General features: G+C 44.6%; 15 protein-coding genes. 2 read left to right on the top strand and 13 right to left on the bottom strand.

All coding sequences use genetic code 11. The features are described from left to right. The first annotated feature begins 205 nt into the window (after positions 1–205). Both GX089_15475 and GX089_15470 read left to right on the top strand, forming a co-directional pair. A complete protein-coding gene (locus GX089_15475; protein NLP03894.1) occupies positions 206–676 on the top strand; it encodes a T9SS type A sorting domain-containing protein in 471 nt (156 codons plus the stop codon). A gap of 10 nt (positions 677–686) precedes the next feature. Next, on the top strand, positions 687–1778 hold the full coding sequence (locus GX089_15470) for a radical SAM protein (GenBank protein NLP03893.1): 1092 nt from the start codon (positions 687–689) through the stop codon (positions 1776–1778). Between the two features lie 121 nt (positions 1779–1899). On the opposite strand, the gene GX089_15465 is transcribed toward GX089_15470, so the two are convergent. From GX089_15465 to fabG, 13 genes are all read right to left on the bottom strand, one after another. Further along, complete coding sequence (locus GX089_15465; GenBank protein ID NLP03892.1) at positions 1900–3435, bottom strand: lamin tail domain-containing protein; 1536 nt, start codon at positions 3433–3435, stop codon at positions 1900–1902. Between the two features lie 2 nt (positions 3436–3437). Further along, entirely contained in the window at positions 3438–4283 is an 846-nt protein-coding gene (locus tag GX089_15460) for a polyphosphate polymerase domain-containing protein (protein ID NLP03891.1), read from the bottom strand. After that, positions 4277–5566 (bottom strand): TolC family protein, encoded by a 1290-nt coding sequence (locus tag GX089_15455; protein ID NLP03890.1) that lies wholly within the window; start codon positions 5564–5566, stop codon positions 4277–4279. Before GX089_15455 ends, GX089_15460 begins: the two co-directional genes overlap by 7 nt. After that, positions 5563–7527, bottom strand: coding sequence for a DUF3616 domain-containing protein (locus tag GX089_15450; protein NLP03889.1), 1965 nt, complete (start codon positions 7525–7527; stop codon positions 5563–5565). The genes GX089_15455 and GX089_15450 overlap by 4 nt, the downstream gene beginning before the upstream one ends. A 9-nt stretch (positions 7528–7536) precedes the next feature. Further along, on the bottom strand, positions 7537–8220 hold the full coding sequence (locus tag GX089_15445; protein NLP03888.1) for a DUF4956 domain-containing protein: 684 nt from the start codon (positions 8218–8220) through the stop codon (positions 7537–7539). 294 nt (positions 8221–8514) lie between these two features. Beyond that, complete coding sequence (locus GX089_15440) at positions 8515–9303, bottom strand: hypothetical protein (GenBank protein NLP03887.1); 789 nt, start codon at positions 9301–9303, stop codon at positions 8515–8517. A gap of 39 nt (positions 9304–9342) precedes the next feature. Continuing rightward, positions 9343–10560 carry a pyridoxal phosphate-dependent aminotransferase gene (locus GX089_15435; GenBank protein NLP03886.1) on the bottom strand — a complete coding sequence of 406 codons (1218 nt, stop codon included), beginning with the start codon at positions 10558–10560 and terminating at the stop codon, positions 9343–9345. A 128-nt stretch (positions 10561–10688) separates the two neighbouring features. Next, positions 10689–12170 carry an NAD(P)/FAD-dependent oxidoreductase gene (locus tag GX089_15430; GenBank protein ID NLP03885.1) on the bottom strand — a complete coding sequence of 494 codons (1482 nt, stop codon included), beginning with the start codon at positions 12168–12170 and terminating at the stop codon, positions 10689–10691. Positions 12171–12602: 432 nt separating this feature from the next. After that, positions 12603–12863, bottom strand: coding sequence for an acyl carrier protein (locus GX089_15425; protein NLP03884.1), 261 nt, complete (start codon positions 12861–12863; stop codon positions 12603–12605). 68 nt (positions 12864–12931) lie between these two features. Beyond that, positions 12932–14128: a hypothetical protein gene (locus tag GX089_15420; GenBank protein NLP03883.1), complete on the bottom strand. Its 1197-nt coding sequence runs from the start codon at positions 14126–14128 to the stop codon at positions 12932–12934. 10 nt (positions 14129–14138) lie between these two features. Continuing rightward, positions 14139–15365 (bottom strand): beta-ketoacyl-[acyl-carrier-protein] synthase family protein, encoded by a 1227-nt coding sequence (locus GX089_15415; protein NLP03882.1) that lies wholly within the window; start codon positions 15363–15365, stop codon positions 14139–14141. A gap of 130 nt (positions 15366–15495) precedes the next feature. Beyond that, positions 15496–15933, bottom strand: coding sequence for a 3-hydroxyacyl-ACP dehydratase FabZ (gene fabZ / locus GX089_15410; GenBank protein ID NLP03881.1), 438 nt, complete (start codon positions 15931–15933; stop codon positions 15496–15498). A 13-nt stretch (positions 15934–15946) separates the two neighbouring features. Continuing rightward, positions 15947–16681, bottom strand: coding sequence for a 3-oxoacyl-[acyl-carrier-protein] reductase (gene fabG, locus GX089_15405; protein NLP03880.1), 735 nt, complete (start codon positions 16679–16681; stop codon positions 15947–15949). Between the last annotated feature and the right edge of the window lie 102 nt (positions 16682–16783).

Here is a 16783-nt window from a genome sequence, read left to right as displayed (position 1 = left end):
AACAGCAATCTTTTTTCATTGCGGAGGATTGGATTTGTACCCATATCCTCCTGTAAAGCCTTGTTTACGTTTCAGAAGTGCTTAGGCACAATATGTTGGGGCTACCCACGAAAAAGCCGGAAGCGGCAAAAATATAAAGCTGTTCCTTGCTCCATGTATCCTTCCTGAGTATGGAATAGCGGCTGATTATGGAATAGTTGTCCCGATGTATGGGCCATCGACAATTGAAAACGTCACAACAGATGAAAATGGCTATTTTAGGAAAAATGTTAATATTACGAATTTTACGATAAATAGTGAAGAGGTTATCGAACTATCCGGCAGGACAAGGTTCTACTCTTCAGGATGTATACAAGTCCATAATGACAAAGATTCCACATACACTCTCTACCTGCAGGAAATGGCTGTAGATGTCAAAGAAGGGATGACTCGTCCTCAACAGGCTTCTGTGATGACCATACTGCAGGGAAATCAGCTTCAGATACATATTCCGGAATGGAAAGATGGCAGAACCGATGCCACTATCATTAACAGCAAAGGGCAGAAGATTACAGATTTGTCTGCAGATAAAGATGGAATACTTCGGTGGGATACCAGTCCGGCTGCAAAGGGTGTCTATTTCCTGAAATTGCGGAATAAAAAGAGTGACCTCAGTGTAAAGATACTGGTCAGGTGACCTTGTAAACATGGAACTGTCACTCAGGAAAAAAATCGCCCTCCGTCTGTTTTCCGCCAAGCGCAAGGCAGACGCCCTCTCACATGAACTGCGTTACCTGTTCTGGGAATGCACTCTGCGGTGCAACATGGCTTGTCTTCACTGCGGAAGTGACTGCATGAGAGATTCAATTACTCCGGATATGCCTCTGGAGGATTTCCTCAAAGTACTCGACAATATATCCAGCCGCACCAATATATCAAGAATAGTTGTGGCTGTTACCGGTGGAGAACCTTTGCTTCGTCAGGATCTGGCTGAGGCAGGCAGGCAGATTATACGCCGGGGATTCTCCTGGGGGATGGTTACAAACGGGTATCTGCTCTCTGCAGAAAAGATGGAGGAGATGCTGTGTTCCGGGTTGAGATATCTGACAATAAGTCTGGATGGGCTGCAGGAGGATCATGAATGGTTAAGGGGAAAAAGCGGATCTTATAAACGTGCCTGTGAAGCGATCTTACTTGCTTCAAAAGCGCGCAGCAGAGGCCTTTCTTTCGATGTAGTTACCTGTGTAAACCAGAGAAATGTCAGGCAGCTCGAAAAACTTAAAACCAGGCTGGTTGAACTGGGGGTGACAAACTGGCGTTTGGCGACAATCTTCCCTAAGGGACGGGCAGCGGAGAATGGTGAATTGAAGCTTGATGGCAACCAGCTTCGGCAACTGATGGATTTCATTGTTGCCACCCGGAAAGAGGGTAAAGTAGATGCCATGTATGGATGTGACAGTTTTCTGGGAGGGTATGAAATGGAGGTCCGGCAGACACCGTTTTTCTGCTGGGCAGGGGTAAATATAGGATCAGTTCTTGCCGATGGGTCAATTTCAGCCTGTCCCTCTCTTAGAGCCGATTACATTCAGGGTAATATTTATAAAGATGATTTCATTGATGTCTGGAACAACAGGTTCCAGATCATGCGCAACCGCAAATGGCTTAAACAGGGAATGTGTACGGGGTGTTCAATGTGGAATCTCTGCCTGGGTAACGGACTTCACCTGCGCCGGGAGGCTGACGGGAAGCTTTTGAACTGTCTCTTTCAGGAAATGGCCGCGGCTTCCGGTTGTCATTAAATTGATGAGATAACCCCTATGAGTATTTTAACGATATTTTGCCTAATCTGAAATACTTATCAGGTTCGTCTGGTAGAGAAAAAAGGGGTAAACTCAGATAAGGCTGTTTGAATCCGGAAGTTTATCTTCCAGGAGAAGGATTACCTGCCATCCAGTTTGCAGGATCATCTGAAAACTGATCCGTGTTTTTCCGAATCAGAGACTTCCCTCCACCATCCGCAGATACCGGCCATAAACCCTTATCGCTGTACTCTACTCTCTCTACTACTTTGTAAGGTACAACAGTCTTGATTCCATCCAAAAACGGTTCCTCCGGAGACATCAGAGTCAAAGTGTCACCACTGTTACGCAGGCCTCCGCTTGCACCGCTGAAAATGGGTACATCTTCGGGCACATCGTATAAAGACCTGAATTCTTCCGCCGGAATGGTATCTGTGATTATCAGGGCCCTCTGTTCGCTTTTAAGGGACACTCCCTGAGGAAATGCAAAACCAAAGCCTTTGAGAATCCATGTGTTCTCCGGATAACCCTCATCAAACAGTGAAACAGTCTCAGAACCGCAGTTTTTTATCTCCACGTATTCATCACGTCCGTTGGGTGGGTTGTACATTATTTCTGTAATGACGACCTGGCTCAGATATGGATCGGAATTAGCCTTTCCGAGGGTAAGTTCGCTGAAGGTAGTAAATCTCTCCTGACCTGAACTGTTTATGTGGCGTCCAAAAGAGACTCCGTTTTCGATTGCGTCAAAAGAAAACCCGTGAGAGAAACCGTTGACAGGATTTGATGGGTCTGAAAAGAGATAGACTTCCTCACCGTTGGCACTCAGGCTGAACGGATAGGGGAGTGAGGGATCTGCAGAAAAATCGCTATGGTAAAATACCAGATATCCTTTTGCCTCTATCACTGTCCCGTCCGGGATACGGAATTTCGCCGGGGTCGATTTGTCGTCTGTCAGATACCATCCGCTGATATCAACCGGTGACAATCCGGGATTGAAAAGCTCTATTGCGTCCTGCTGGGGAGGATCGGTATGGGTAAGCACTTCGTTTACGTATACAACAGAGGGGTCGGCTCTGCCAGGTGACCCGTTTTTGCACGCCGATGCACGCCAGTTACGGGCATCTGTCAGATCAAATCCCGGTGATGTAGAGAGCGGCACAAGCGAGTATCCCAGTCCGTCCGCTTTCTCCGGCCAGGGACCTTTGTCACTGTATTCAATTGATAGAAAAACTCTCTCTTTGCTCATATCTTTCAAGGCTATTCGTTCACCGGAATTTTTAAGATTACCGCTGAACTCTCCATGCGGCGGAAATCCGTATTTTGTCTCGAAACACTCGGCACAGGATGCCAACACGATGTATTCTCCGTGCAGAATACTCTCCTCTGATGAAAATGAATAACTGATCCCGTCATCAAAGGCTACCTGTTTCAGAGAAATTTCCTTGCCGCTTCCGTTGAATATTTCTATAAATTCCAGACTGTCTGATGAGCATTGTCCTGACGGTAGAGGATTGTAATGGATCTCGCTGATAATGAGATTATAAAGCTCCTCACGTGCAGTGATATCATTGGGATTGTTAATAAGCACACAGCCTGCAAGCAGACCTGCAGCAACAGTAAGAAGAAGTCGCTTCAACAGTACCGGACTGCTCAAATTTACCCCCTGAAAAAAGAAGCGCATCGTGAAGGGTTGTATGAAAGCAACTGATCCTGAGTTTTTCTGTCAAAGACATTTTGAAGACATGTCGAGTATTTCGAAAAACCCCTCCGCTGGAGCTGAAATGCTCTGATCAGGTCTATCATCCAGGACGGGACTGAATCTTTGAAACACTTAAGTTCCAGAATTACATTCCGTTCACCGTCAAAACCTGTACTGCAACGGAAAATCTTTCCCTTCTCCGGTACAGGATCATAACTTCTTTTTTCCATGGCATGAATGTCTATATCAAAGGTCACTCTTGCGTAATCATCGCAGGTGGAAAAAAAAGCCTGCCGCCGGTATTGAACCAGAACTACCGGAGCTGCATTATACTTGCTTGCTGTGCGATAAAACAGTTCCCTGTGAAGTTCGTTTTTCTGATCCTCACCGTCCCTGATCTCTACACCTGATCTGTTGAAAAGTTCTGCGTAATCAGGATCATCTATCTTTGCCCTGATCTTCCGGATTATATCACCAAGCCGCTGCTTTATTTCAAAGAAATAGGGCATCACCGGATGATCGCCATAAGAACGGATCCGCATATTGAAACGCTTCTCCGCTTTATATATCCTCTGATGCAGAAACAGGTAATCCGGAGTATCGAAATACAGACTATTGACTTTATAGAACCGGTCCTCAGATAAGGCCGAATACTTGTCATAGGAACAATATGGTTTAATAAACTCAACAATGGGTCCGATCATTGAGAATGGAATGAGGTATTTGGCCTCGTACCTGTTAAGCAAGGATGGGGTGACAGCGGTTGAAACCCCGATCTTCTGCTCAACTTCTGTGTTTACCATTCAACGATCTCCATATTCTCGGAGAGATAGTTCCGGATAGGTGTCTGTGAAAGAAGTCCGGCATTATCAATTACATAAATGTAATTTCTCATTATGCCGTACTTGATCGAGGTACTGCTGATACGGTTTTTGAGGATATCCTCCTTTATCTCCAGAACCACAAGCGGGTCGATTCCATCTATCTGAACAAATTTCTTCAATGATGCCTCGACATCAACCTGTGATGACCTTTCTTTTAGATAGCGGTACTGGGCTATAAGCTGCCGCAGATCAGCAAGATCCTTGCGTACCTTCTCACTCAGCTCATCTTTTACCTTCTCGTATTTTTCAGATTCCTTGAGAAGATCAGCTCTGCGGCTGTTAAGTTCGTGGGCTGCGAGTGTCAAATTTGGAATGCGAAACCCTAATTCAATGGAAAAAGACTTTTTAAGATTATAGTCTTTCAGATCATATTTCCTCATCAGTTCATCGTACATCTCACCGTTATCGTAGTTGAAACTTATAAGATCCAGATAGCGGCGTGTCTCGGCTTTTTCGAGATCAAATCTTTTACGTGCCAGGTCAATTTCGGTTCTGTAGAAATCCAGGTACGCGTTGTTGGTGTCAAGGGAAAATGTACCTGTTTCAATCCTTCTGATAATGGTTTCAATGCTGACCAATCCAGATGTGTCAAAAGAAGTAAAAGATGAATCACCGAGATAATATGCTACCCGCTGCTCCAGAACAGAGATGTTCTTCTCTATCTCAAGAGAAAATACCTTCTCATCCGACCTGTCATCCTCAGCCTTTACAAGCTTCTCCAGCTCAAACTTCTCACTGTAAGCGGATTCCTCCAGCACCTTTATCCGGTCATCATAAAGGGTTATAAGCTCATGATACAGCTCAAGAAGCGTCTTCCATTCGAGCAGGTCGATAAAAGTGATATATCGATTGTAAATAGCTATATTGAGGAGAAGATTGCGCTTCATTCTCTTGGTGGTGATCAGGCTGCTGTTATAGCTGCCCGCTGCACGGGTTTCAAGCACTCCCCGGGGCTGCAACCTCAGAGAATACCGGAAATTATTCTGATCGAAGCCGGTATTGCGCACCCGGAATTCAATATTCTCTATCCCTGGTATACCAATGAATGTTTTGGTCACAGCCGCGTTTTTATTGTCCTGAGAGGAAACAACAGGATCATTACGCGCTGAAATAAGAAGATTTTTAAATGACGGCTGTCCGGCAGTCAGTGTAACAGATATAAACGGGATTACTATCGCCGATGTTAATAAATATCTGGTCAAAGTATATTATCCGTGATAAAGAATTGCGAGAGACGGTCTGAACCATTATCAAATGTAATAACAATAGTTTTTTTTGCCGTATCGACAGCTATTCCTTCCGGTTTCATTTTCGTAAAACTCTTTACAAAATCTAACTGCTGACCGGAACGGAGAACCCACAGGCGCCCCTCCACAGGATTATTATTATTTGTGCAGCAGGAGAGCACATAGAGATCATCTCCGATAAACTGCATATCAGAAATCCTGAACTGGTTTCCTGTCTTTTTATCTTTGAGATCCAGTTGATTCCATAATTTAACCGCTGAACTGTTTAAAACCTTTTTGCTGAACATCTTATCGATACCCTGGATCTTCAAAACAGCCGATTTGCCATCCAGAAGCGGCTCCTTGAATCCAAGAAAAATGGAGTCTCCCCTGCATGCAATTCCTTCGATATCAGGGGTTCTTCTTGCAGTGTCGATCTTTATAAGCTTTGTCCATAACGCGCCAGTATCACTCTGGGCTGCGTTTGTGAGAAGATCCAGAAGTTTTACTTCCGAGTCGAGGGTGAAAGACTCTCTGTCTCTTCTGATACGCATGAGAAGCTTCCGCTTGTCGGGCAGTTTTCCTTTTTTTGAAGGACTCTGAGAGCATACTATGTAAATGTACCCTTTTTCGTCAATTGTGATTCCCTCCATGTCACTTGCATCTTTAAGGCCATTGATCTGCACTTCGTTTTCAATTTCACCTTTGCTGTTCATCAGATAAAGCATCGGGGATTCATCACTTATTATGCAGTATTTCTGAATGTCCTCAAGAAAGACCGCTCCTGAGGCCTCTATACCCAGAGCAGAAGACCCGGGACGGGTTATATCCCTGTATTCAGGAAGCATCTCATGAGTAACAACTGTGTCTGCCAGGGGAGCGCTGCGTGAGAAAATATTTGCAAGCTTTGCGGGCCCCTTTACTGGCTTATTGCCATGATCGAGGCGTATGAGCACTTTCTCACCAAGCAGGAATTGGTTTTTTTCCGGTATCCTGATTGTTACTTCCCGACCCCACATCACTACTTCCGGAACTTTTCTGAGCCGCAGAGGATATTCCACTATCCGGGTGCCCACACCTATCACTTTTCCTGATACCTGATGTTTCTTGTCTGCCAATGACCGTACAGTTACACTCTGGCCGAGGGATACTGAACTGTAAATATTCTCATGGATATATCCCAGAACAAACGAAGGAGATTCAGAGTGAATTGTAGCGATTGAATCGAAAGCGGAAACCATCTCTCCTTCTTTGTAGAAAACCGCTCCCACTATGCCGTCGCTCTGAGCTGTTATGAAAAGTTTTTTGTTCAGCTCTGTGTAGAGACGTAGTTGGTCAGAGTACTGTTCCAGTTGATCCTTTAACGGATCGACCCCGTGAGAGATCTGGCTGCGGAGGTTCTCATCCATTATAGCGGTTGACCTGTCTAACCTGGCAAGTTCCTCCTTAAGGTTCTGAATCCTTATCAGAGTAGGATTGTTGGTACTGACTGCTATTGATGTTGAGTCGTTATCTCTAACACTGCGCAACTTCTGGATAAGCTCCCGGTTTATGGCGTACTGTGACTCAAGCTGCTGGAGTTCTGAGCGGATCTCGATAATTCTTGCTTCCTGTTCGCTTTTCAACGCCTTCATTTCGGCTTTTGAAAGGTTCGCCTGAGTTTTACTGCGGGTTCTCATTTCGTTTACAAGATGAGTATACTCGCTGATCTTCAGTTCGATTTCAGGACTGCGCATCTCCACCAGGGTATCACCGGTAAATACCCTCTGACCGGGAGTGATCCTCATCTTTTTAATCTCAACCCCGAATTCAGCTCTGATTACCATTTCCTTTGTATCAGCTATTCCATGAAAGCTCTCCAGATCACTCCGCAGATTGATGGAAATTACAGTAAGGGCGGCAAGTGCACATAAAAGCGCTGTATAGAGGATTTTCATGGGGTACCTTTACAATTCAACAGTGGTTTCCTGCAATAACAAGTTCACATCTTTGATTGATGATAGTTTTCTGATTTCAGTGATGAAATTTTCTTTGGTCAGGTTTTTTTTCAGCTTGACATGATAGGCATAGTCGATTCGTTCCCCCTGGGCCATCTCTCTAAGACTGACCAGAGCGAAATGCCTGCAGTAATTTTTCATGATTCCTTCCAGATGAGCATGATTTTCGGCATTGCTGTCAATATTGAATCGCAACATCCCGTCAAAATACCGGGTTTTGCCGAATGGAGAATAATACAGTACAACGGCAGCACCGCAGAAACCCAGAGTCCCTATGATCGCTATACCGTATCCAAATACACCGCAGGCAATTCCGGAAGCAACTGCTGCAAACATGAAAATGATATCACGGGGGTCTTTAAACACCGTTCTGAATCTGATTATCGCCAATGCCCCCATTATGCCGAGTCCGCGCAGAGGATTATCTCCCAGAGATTGCATAATCATTCCGCCAACTATTGATACCAGTATCAGAGATTGAACATAGTTTCGTGAATATGAAAGACCACAATAGGTTTTTTCATAGGTGATGGCGATAAGTGATGAGAGGACAAATGAAAGAAGAACAGTATAGAGGGTGCTTATCAGCGTTGGATTTGCAGTAGTTGTCTGAATCGTAAAAAAATCAAGCATGCCTTTATTCCTTCGGGTTGTTTTCCGTAAAATGATCAGGTAAACCGCTTAATGTAGATAGTGTAGAAATGGGCTGAAATGGTGCGAAAAAGATTTGTACAACCATTTTTTACACGTTTAACCGGCAACAATTAATTCGTCCCGTATTTTCATCTTCCGGCTCTTCAATCCTGAAGATCCATGATGAATACTGGTTTTAACATAATAAAGAAAGCGTTTGAACGCAAGTTATTACACGGCTGTGAGGCCGTATTACTGTTCTCTATTGAGAATAGATATTCCACCTGCCGTTCCTCAATCCGGACTCTTTAAAACATATTTTCCATCCGGTGCGACTGAATGAACCGGGACTCGATGCTGTTTCTCAAAATAATCATAAAACTGCTTAAGATTTTCCCAGAATCCAATAGTCTCCCTGTAAACATTATACCTGTTTCTTAAAAACTTCATCCCCTCTTCATTCATTCTGGCAGGAAATATATGAACTTCGATCATCTTCTGACCATAATTTCTGGCATAAGCACAAATCAGATATAATTCCTTTATATATTCATCCTCAATCGGCAAACACCCGATTGTGACACAACTCCCATGTATAAAGATATCTCCGCCCAGTTTTCCTGCCACTCCGAGAATTCTGTCGGATTTATTGGGATAGTTGATCCCCAGAGAAAGGTAAAAACTGCTTGAAGGATTAAACCTGTCGATAATGTACAAGCCCTCAGGAACCTGATAATCACCCTGCATCCTTTTAGGACCCAGGTCACCCGAACTTTGACAGATCTGATATGTCTTTAACAGAACAAAATCATCTGAGTCCCTTTTGGCAGCCCACAACTCGAGCTGAGCTTCTCTTTTAAAAGCTCTCAGGAAGATCTTTGATTGTGTAAAGGAAAGTCCTTTGTCGGAAAAGAGCTTTTCGACTGTCTTTAATTTTTCCGTTTCTGAGGATCTGAAGCGGGTATAATTTCTCTGCTGAGAGAGGAAGTCATCAGAATAGAGAACCATTGGAATCATAATCAGGAACAGAGTCGTTCTTCTAATTCTCAGGGCATAAACGCACAAAGAACAGAAAAGTTTCATAAACTACCCTGTTCCTGATCGATTGAACAGGAAACCCTGTCACTCTTGTCTGTAACCGGACAGGAATTTCCTGAGCTTTAACATCGCGTCTTTCAGTTCCTCGGCAGTGGGCAGAAAGACAATACGGAAATGATCAGGATCGGACCAGTTAAAACCTGTCCCGTGCACTAAAAGGATCCTCTCACTGCGCAGGAAGTCCAGCACGAATTTTTCATCACTTGTTATATTAAACTTCTTTATGTCAATTTTTGGGAAAAGATAGAAAGCCGCCTGCGGTTTCACGCAGCTAAGCCCTTCTATCTGGTTTACCATCGAATAGCAGATATCCCGCTGTTCTTTGAGTCTGCCCCCTTCCTTTGTCAAATCATAGATGCTCTGGTAACCTCCCAGTGCGGTCTGGATTATCGATTGTCCTGGAACGTTGCTGCACAGGCGCATCGAGGCAAGCATCGTCAGTCCTTCAATGTAATCTCTGGCAACACTCTTTCTTCCGCTTACCACCATCCATCCAACCCTGAACCCTGCTACTCTATATGTTTTAGAAAGTCCATTGATTGTGATAAACAATACATCGTCGGCAAGGGAAGCAGTAGATGTGTGAACTGCTCCGTCATAGGTAATCTTGTCATAAATCTCATCGGAAAAGACTATAAGATCATTCTGACGGGCAATTTCAATTATCTGTTCCAGGATTTCCACCGGATAGAGCGCACCTGTGGGATTGTTGGGATTTATCACCACGATTCCCCGGGTGTTTGAATTGACCTTCTTCTTTATATCCTCTATATCCGGACACCAGGATGACTGCTCATCACAGACATAGTGAACCGCGGTGCCTCCGGAAAGGTTGACGGCCGCAGTCCATAGAGGATAATCCGGAGAGGGAACCAGAATTTCATCACCGGTATTGAGCAACGCCTGCATGGCCATAACTATTACCTCACTGGCCCCATTTCCGATGAAAATGTCCTCGGTTTCCACACCGGCAATGTTTTTCTGCTGACAATACTGCATTATCGCTTTACGCGCCGGAAACATTCCCTTTGAATCACTATAACCCTGGGTTGTGCTGAGGTTTATAACCATGTCATGAAGAATCTCATCGGGAGCGAACAATCCAAAGGGAGCAGGATTGCCGGTATTGAGTTTTAGTACCTGATATCCTTCTTCTTCAAGACGTTTTGCCTCATCAAGAACCGGACCTCTTATATCGTAAAGCACATTGTCGAGTTTGGTTGACTTTTTCACAGGGTTCATTTTCTTTTCAACTCCTCAGAGAGGTTTATTTCTATAAATATATAGCTTACCTTTGTCCGAACATGTGGACAATTACAAAATACTATGTCGCGCATTTAAATGGAGTACAGTTAAGAGATCAACCGTTCTCAGGATGATTTGGCGGACTTTATTGCCGTTCTGTTTTCAATGCTTGTCAGCATTGTAAGTGCTGTGGTATAGCCGTTATACATAGTATTCCAGATACCGCCGCCCGGTTTTCCCCAGTGCCCTGTCTGAAAGAGGTTGGAAAGATGTGTTTTAATGGGAAGTTTAGCTTCACCGTAAATATGCGATGTGTTTTCAAAACCATAGAGAGCGCCTCCGGTGTTCCCTGTGTAGCGCTCAAAGGTTGATGGAGAACCTGTTTCCATAAGGCTTACATGTCCCCTCAATCCCGGAATGATGCTTTCTGCTTTTGTCATAATCCTTTCTGCATGCAGAATCTTTTCGCTTTTCCAGTTATCTGAGGCTGACTTTTTGACAAAGTTGAGAATGGTCAGGGTCTTGTCATCCTCGGAATCCGAAGGACGCAGAAAGATTAAATGATCGATTGTTTGAAGATCACAGTTCTGTATCCGTTCATACACCGACTCATCACTGCCGTCAAACCAGTTGAAGACATTATGTGGAACCATATTGAAAGACGGGGTGTCAAGTCCAAGATAAACGGCGACACAGGATACAGACGGATTGAGGTTACCTAACCTGCGCAGCCATATTCTGCTTCGGGATTCAGGACCGATGATTTCGTTGTGAAGTATATAAGGACTGATATTTGAGACAAAATTGTCTGCAGAAAAGGTCTCTCCACTATCAAGGGTGACGGAATTCGCACTGCCTCCTTCCGCTTTCAGAGATACTACTTCTGCCCTGGTACGTACCTCACCACCATTGGATGTAATAACAGATGCGAGGGCTGAAGCCAGGTTATCGAATCCACCCTTAATGGAATGAGAACCTTCCATCGCGTGCACTATAAACATCAAAACATAAAACGCTACTGGAGCGCTGGATGGGGGAGTGCCGCCAAATGGCCACTGAGAATAAATTACCCTCTGAAGATTCTCATCATTAATAAAAGATTTAATGTAATCTTTGAAATTTTGGTTCTGATGAGCAGATACAAATGAATGGTATTCAGGTGTTTCTTCCAGAGATCCCTGCCAGAGAGGTCCCAGAAAAGCATCATAAAAGGACCTCATCTCACCAAAAAGTTTCATCAGGTTGGATTTCTGATGCGGAAAATCCTCTGATAGTTTCTCAATGATCTGATCGTACCAGACAGGAACAGAATAGGAAAATCCATTCCACTGTGAATGGTACATAGTTTTGTGTTCTTCTGTGATAATGCGGTTATCGATGCCAAGCTGTTTCAGCAGATGCATGATAAAACCGTTCGGGCCTGCAGGAATCGAATGTACCGCTGATTCGAATCTGAATTGCCTGCGCTTGAAGCAATGTGTGTAACCCCCGATACGGGTGTGTTTTTCCAGAACAAGAACTCTCATTCCACTGGATGCCAGAAATGCGCCGCAGGTGAGTCCTCCGATTCCGGACCCGAGTATAATTACATCAAAATCTCTATCCAAAAATCCTCCGCAGATTCCAAAGGAGAATAGAAATCCCGTTTCCCGATATTAGATCAGCGCCAATGCGTTGGAGAACGGTAATTGTCGCGAGTGTTTTGCGGATCAGGTCGATGAGGCTGTCAAGAACCCGATCAGAAAAGATCAATTACCATAAAATACATCAGAATCCGTCTGGAATCCATGGCCAATCTATAATGCAGTACTATTTTTTTTTCCCCGAAGTCAGTAAATTCTGCTCACAATAAACTGGGGCAGGATAGAGCCGGAAAACAAGCATTTACAAACCTCTTCGGCTGTGTAGTTTGAAAAACAGAATTTTGATGTTGTACTATTGGTATAAAGGAAACGGTTTTAAGAGAAGTGTGTATCCGGAATGGTTATAAAAGGGGGAAAAGACGGTCACAGTAAAGTGACCGCCTCAGATCTTTACTGTCAGTTCTTCTGGGAGAGGTATTTTTCAACAGTTGTTACACACTTGTTGATAGAAGTGATATTGGGGAATTCGGATTCCGGTATTGAAACACCGAATTTTTTCTCCATGGTAGCCAGCACTTCCAGCAATGCCATTGAATCCAGTCCCATATCTTCAATAAAACTGGCATCATCGGTAATCGAAGATTCGTCAATATCCATATCTTCTGCGATGTCTGTAATGAGTTCGCGAATAGTGCTTTTGATTTCTTCTTTATTCATGCGAAAGTCTCCTCACTGGATCGAGGTTTTTTATTGTTTATGTTTAAAATAAATATCCGGCTGCAGAGTTACTTAACATTTTTAAGCACCAGTGCGCCACAGTTCCCGTCACATGAAAATGACGTGACCAGAGCATAAGTGCTTTCTTTTTGTACTGTGTCGAATACCAGCGGGATGTTACCGATGGTATTGTAAGTTGGTCCGGTTCCACTGATGCGGGAATTTCTGAGATCAGAAAGTGCACACATTGTATTAAGTGCACCTGATGCCCCGTAGCATTCGCCTGTAAACATCTTGTATGCGGTTACCGGTTTATTCGTTCCGAACACGGTTGTGATTGCATCCGCTTCAAATTGATCGCTCAGCCTGTTGCCGCTGGCTGCTGAAGCAATAAAGTCAATAGCGTCAGGATCTATTCCAGCCTCGTCGCAGGCTGCTTTTATTGCGTGTACTGCCGCGTCTGTTCCGGATGAACCCTTTCTGGCATCAGGGTTGAAAGCACTGCCGACTCCGGCTATTTCACCCAGAATAGAAGCACCTCTTGCCTTTGCGGATTCCTCTGTTTCCAGAAGAAACACGGCGCACCCCTCACCAGCCACAACGCCATCGCTGTCTAATGCGAAAGCTCTCAAGTCTCCTGATTTGGAGAGAATACCTGTTCTTTCAAATCCAAGAAGACTATAGTAGCTTATCTCTTCCAGACCACCGGCAGCTATTCTGTCCAGATATCCCATCCCGATATGGTCGCAGGCATAGATGAGTGCATCCAGGCCGGAGTTGAAACCAGTGGAAATGGTTGCACTGAGATTTCGGGACGTATAGCGGATGTTGGCATTTCCTGTGGGGGAATTTATCACTGTGTTGGCAAAAGCCTGAGGATTGACATTATTTACACCGTTTACAATCGAATCACTGAGAAAATCTCCTATGCTCTGTACACTGCCAAAAGCAGTTCCGATACAGATTCCAGGGCGACTCTCCTCGTCTGTACTCTCCATCACCGATTTCAGCCCAGTATCGAATGTCCCAAGAAGGAATTTAGTGGAGTTATCCTTGTTACGAAGGCCTTTTTTTCCAAGTACCTCTACTGGATCGAAATCACGAACCGCGTAACAGGGAACCTCACTGCTGAATTGATGAAATTCAAAATCCTTTACAGAGGATTTACGGGGCGGCTGGCTGAGAGATGAAGAGGCATTGCTGAATCCTATTCCCAGCGCACTTATAGTTCCGACTTCGGTTATTACAATTGGTCTGGATCGCATTCTTTGAATCTTACCCTTTGAATTTTCTGAGAACAATTGAGGAAGTATTGCCCGCAAATGCATAAGCATTGGAAACCACTGTTTCAAGTTTCATCGGACGGGCCTGATTAGGTATATAATCGAGATCACATTCCGGGTCTGGTTCGGAATAATTTATTGTCGGTAAGGCAATCCCATGCTTTATCATCAGGGCGCATGCTGCAGCTTCTATGGCTGAGGCAGCACCCATGGTATGGCCTAACATGGATTTCAGTGATGACATAGGAGTAGTGCGGGCCTTCTCGCCCAGAACCGATTTAACTATAAGTGTTTCGGATTTATCGTTCTCGCCGGTACCGGTTCCGTGTGCACAGATATAATCTATATCGTTCGGGGTGATCCCGGAGTATTTGATCGAGCGATTCAGGGCCAGAATCCCGCCGCTTCCGGTGGGGTCAGGTATTGTCATCTTGAAGGCATCACAACCCAGACCACAACCGATAATTTCAGCGTATATTTCTGCTCCGCGTGCTATAGCTTTGTCAAGCCGCTCCAGAAACAGCACACCCGATCCCTCACTGACTGCCATGCCTGCGCGGTTTTTGTCGAAAGGACGGCAGACGTCTGGTGTTGTAGCGAGCAGGCGGTTGAAACCTGTGAAAGCGATACCTGAGAACGGATCACTTCCTCCAACGATTGCCATATCGATCTTGTTTCGCTTTATTAAATCAAAGGCATACCCTATAGCATAGTTTCCCGCGGCGCAGGCAGTGGGAATCATTATATGCGGGCCTTTGATTCCAAAAACTCTTGCGATATTAGCTGGTATTGATGCACAGGGATACTGTCTTGGAAGGTTGGAGGGGATCTGGCCGGCATCACCGGTCTGATACTTTATCTTTACTCCCTTCTCCAGAATCTGAGGTTCACCCATGGTAGTACCCATGCTGATACCGATCCTGAAAGGATTTTCCTTTGAGAGATCTATGCCTGAGTCATAGATTGCCATCTTAGCCGCAGCAACTGCAAACTGGCTTGAACGGCCCATCTCTTCTATCTCTTCATTTGAGAGATACTGCGATGCATCGAAATCCAAGACCTCACCGCCGGTTTTGGTTCTGAATTCAGTTGCATCAAAGATCTGGAGAGGTCTGACACCATTTTCTCCATTCAGGGCGGCTTGCCAGAACTTCTTTACACCTGTACCTATTGGGGTAACCAGGCCCAGACCAGTAATTACGACTCTGTTTTCGTACATATTGATACTTTTATCCCATTAACATGAAATTATAAAGAAAGGTAAATATAGTTAATTAGGCTGTAGAAATCCAATTGTGAAATAAAATGTCATTATTTCTGAAAGCAGGGCATTCTCCGGAATGGAAAAATCAGGCTTCTTTGCGCATCCCGAACATCATTTCCCCTTTTGCTACAAGCTTTCCATCTACTGTGGCTCTTCCCACCACAGCGGCACTGTCACCGAAAACTTTTTCAATGTTCACAGTCGTGACGAGTTGATCTCCTGGAACGACTGGTTGCATGAAAGACATTTTTGAGACTTTGCCCAGGTAGTAAACACAGTTTTCCTTAATACCGCCTGATGACTTAGCCAGCAGGAAGCAGGATGCCTGGGCCATATTTTCAATTATATATACACCCGGAAAGACTGGTTTGGAGGGAAAATGTCCCTGAAACTGAGCCTCGTTTATTGAAATATTCTTTAATACGGTTACTGACTGGTTTTCCTTAAAATCCAGTACCCTGTCGATAAGAAGAAAAGGATACCGGTGAGGAACATTTTTCATTATTTCCTGTATATCGAACATTGTCTGCTCCCATTCAGGCCGTCAGGCCACCGTCTATGGCAAATACCTGCCCGGTTATATACCTGGCTTTTTCTGAAGCCAGAAATGCTACCAGATCTGCCACTTCCTGAGCACTTCCCATCCTGCGCATCGGAATCATATTTCTTATCTCCTCCAGATGTTTCTCAGGAATGGCTTTGGTCATTTCGGTATCTATATATCCCGGTGCTATGCAGTTTACCGGAATCGATAATTTTGCTGCTTCCTTGGCCAGTGCGCGTGTAAAGCCGATTATACCTGCTTTCGATGCACAGTAGTTGGTCTGTCCGTTAATACCGACCAGTCCGCTGACCGATGATATATTTACAATACATCCGCGCTTGTTTTTGAAAAAATAACCGATCAGGTTCCTTGTTACATTGAAATACCCGGTAAGGTTGGTGCTTATCACAGCGTCCCAGTCTGAAGGCTGCATTATAAAGAGGCTTCTGTCCCGTGTGATGCCGGCGTTATTGACAAGCAGATCGACATCGGTCAGGTATTCCCTGGCCTGATTTATAAATGCTGCCGCCGAATCGAAATTTGAAACGTCTGCCTGAAATGCGGCTGCTTTTCCGCCCTCCCGCTCTATCTCTTCCACCAGAGAATCGGCTTTTTCTTTATTGGAGATATAGCTGAACGCGACCTGAAAGTCTTCACGTACAAGTGTTTTTACTATTGCGGCACCAATACCTCTTGAGCCGCCTGTGACTATCGCTTTTTTACTCACAGCGCCTCCTGTGACTCAGTAAATGACATGGCATGTTTCTTCATGCCCCGTGCCACTGCATCCTTTACTTTCTGAGAAAATTCCCTCGATTTGAGGATGTTT

It is taken from the genome of Fibrobacter sp. (genome assembly GCA_012523595.1).
Lineage (GTDB): Bacteria > Fibrobacterota > Chitinivibrionia > Chitinivibrionales > Chitinispirillaceae > JAAYIG01.
This window is presented reverse-complemented; position numbering and strand designations above follow the sequence as displayed.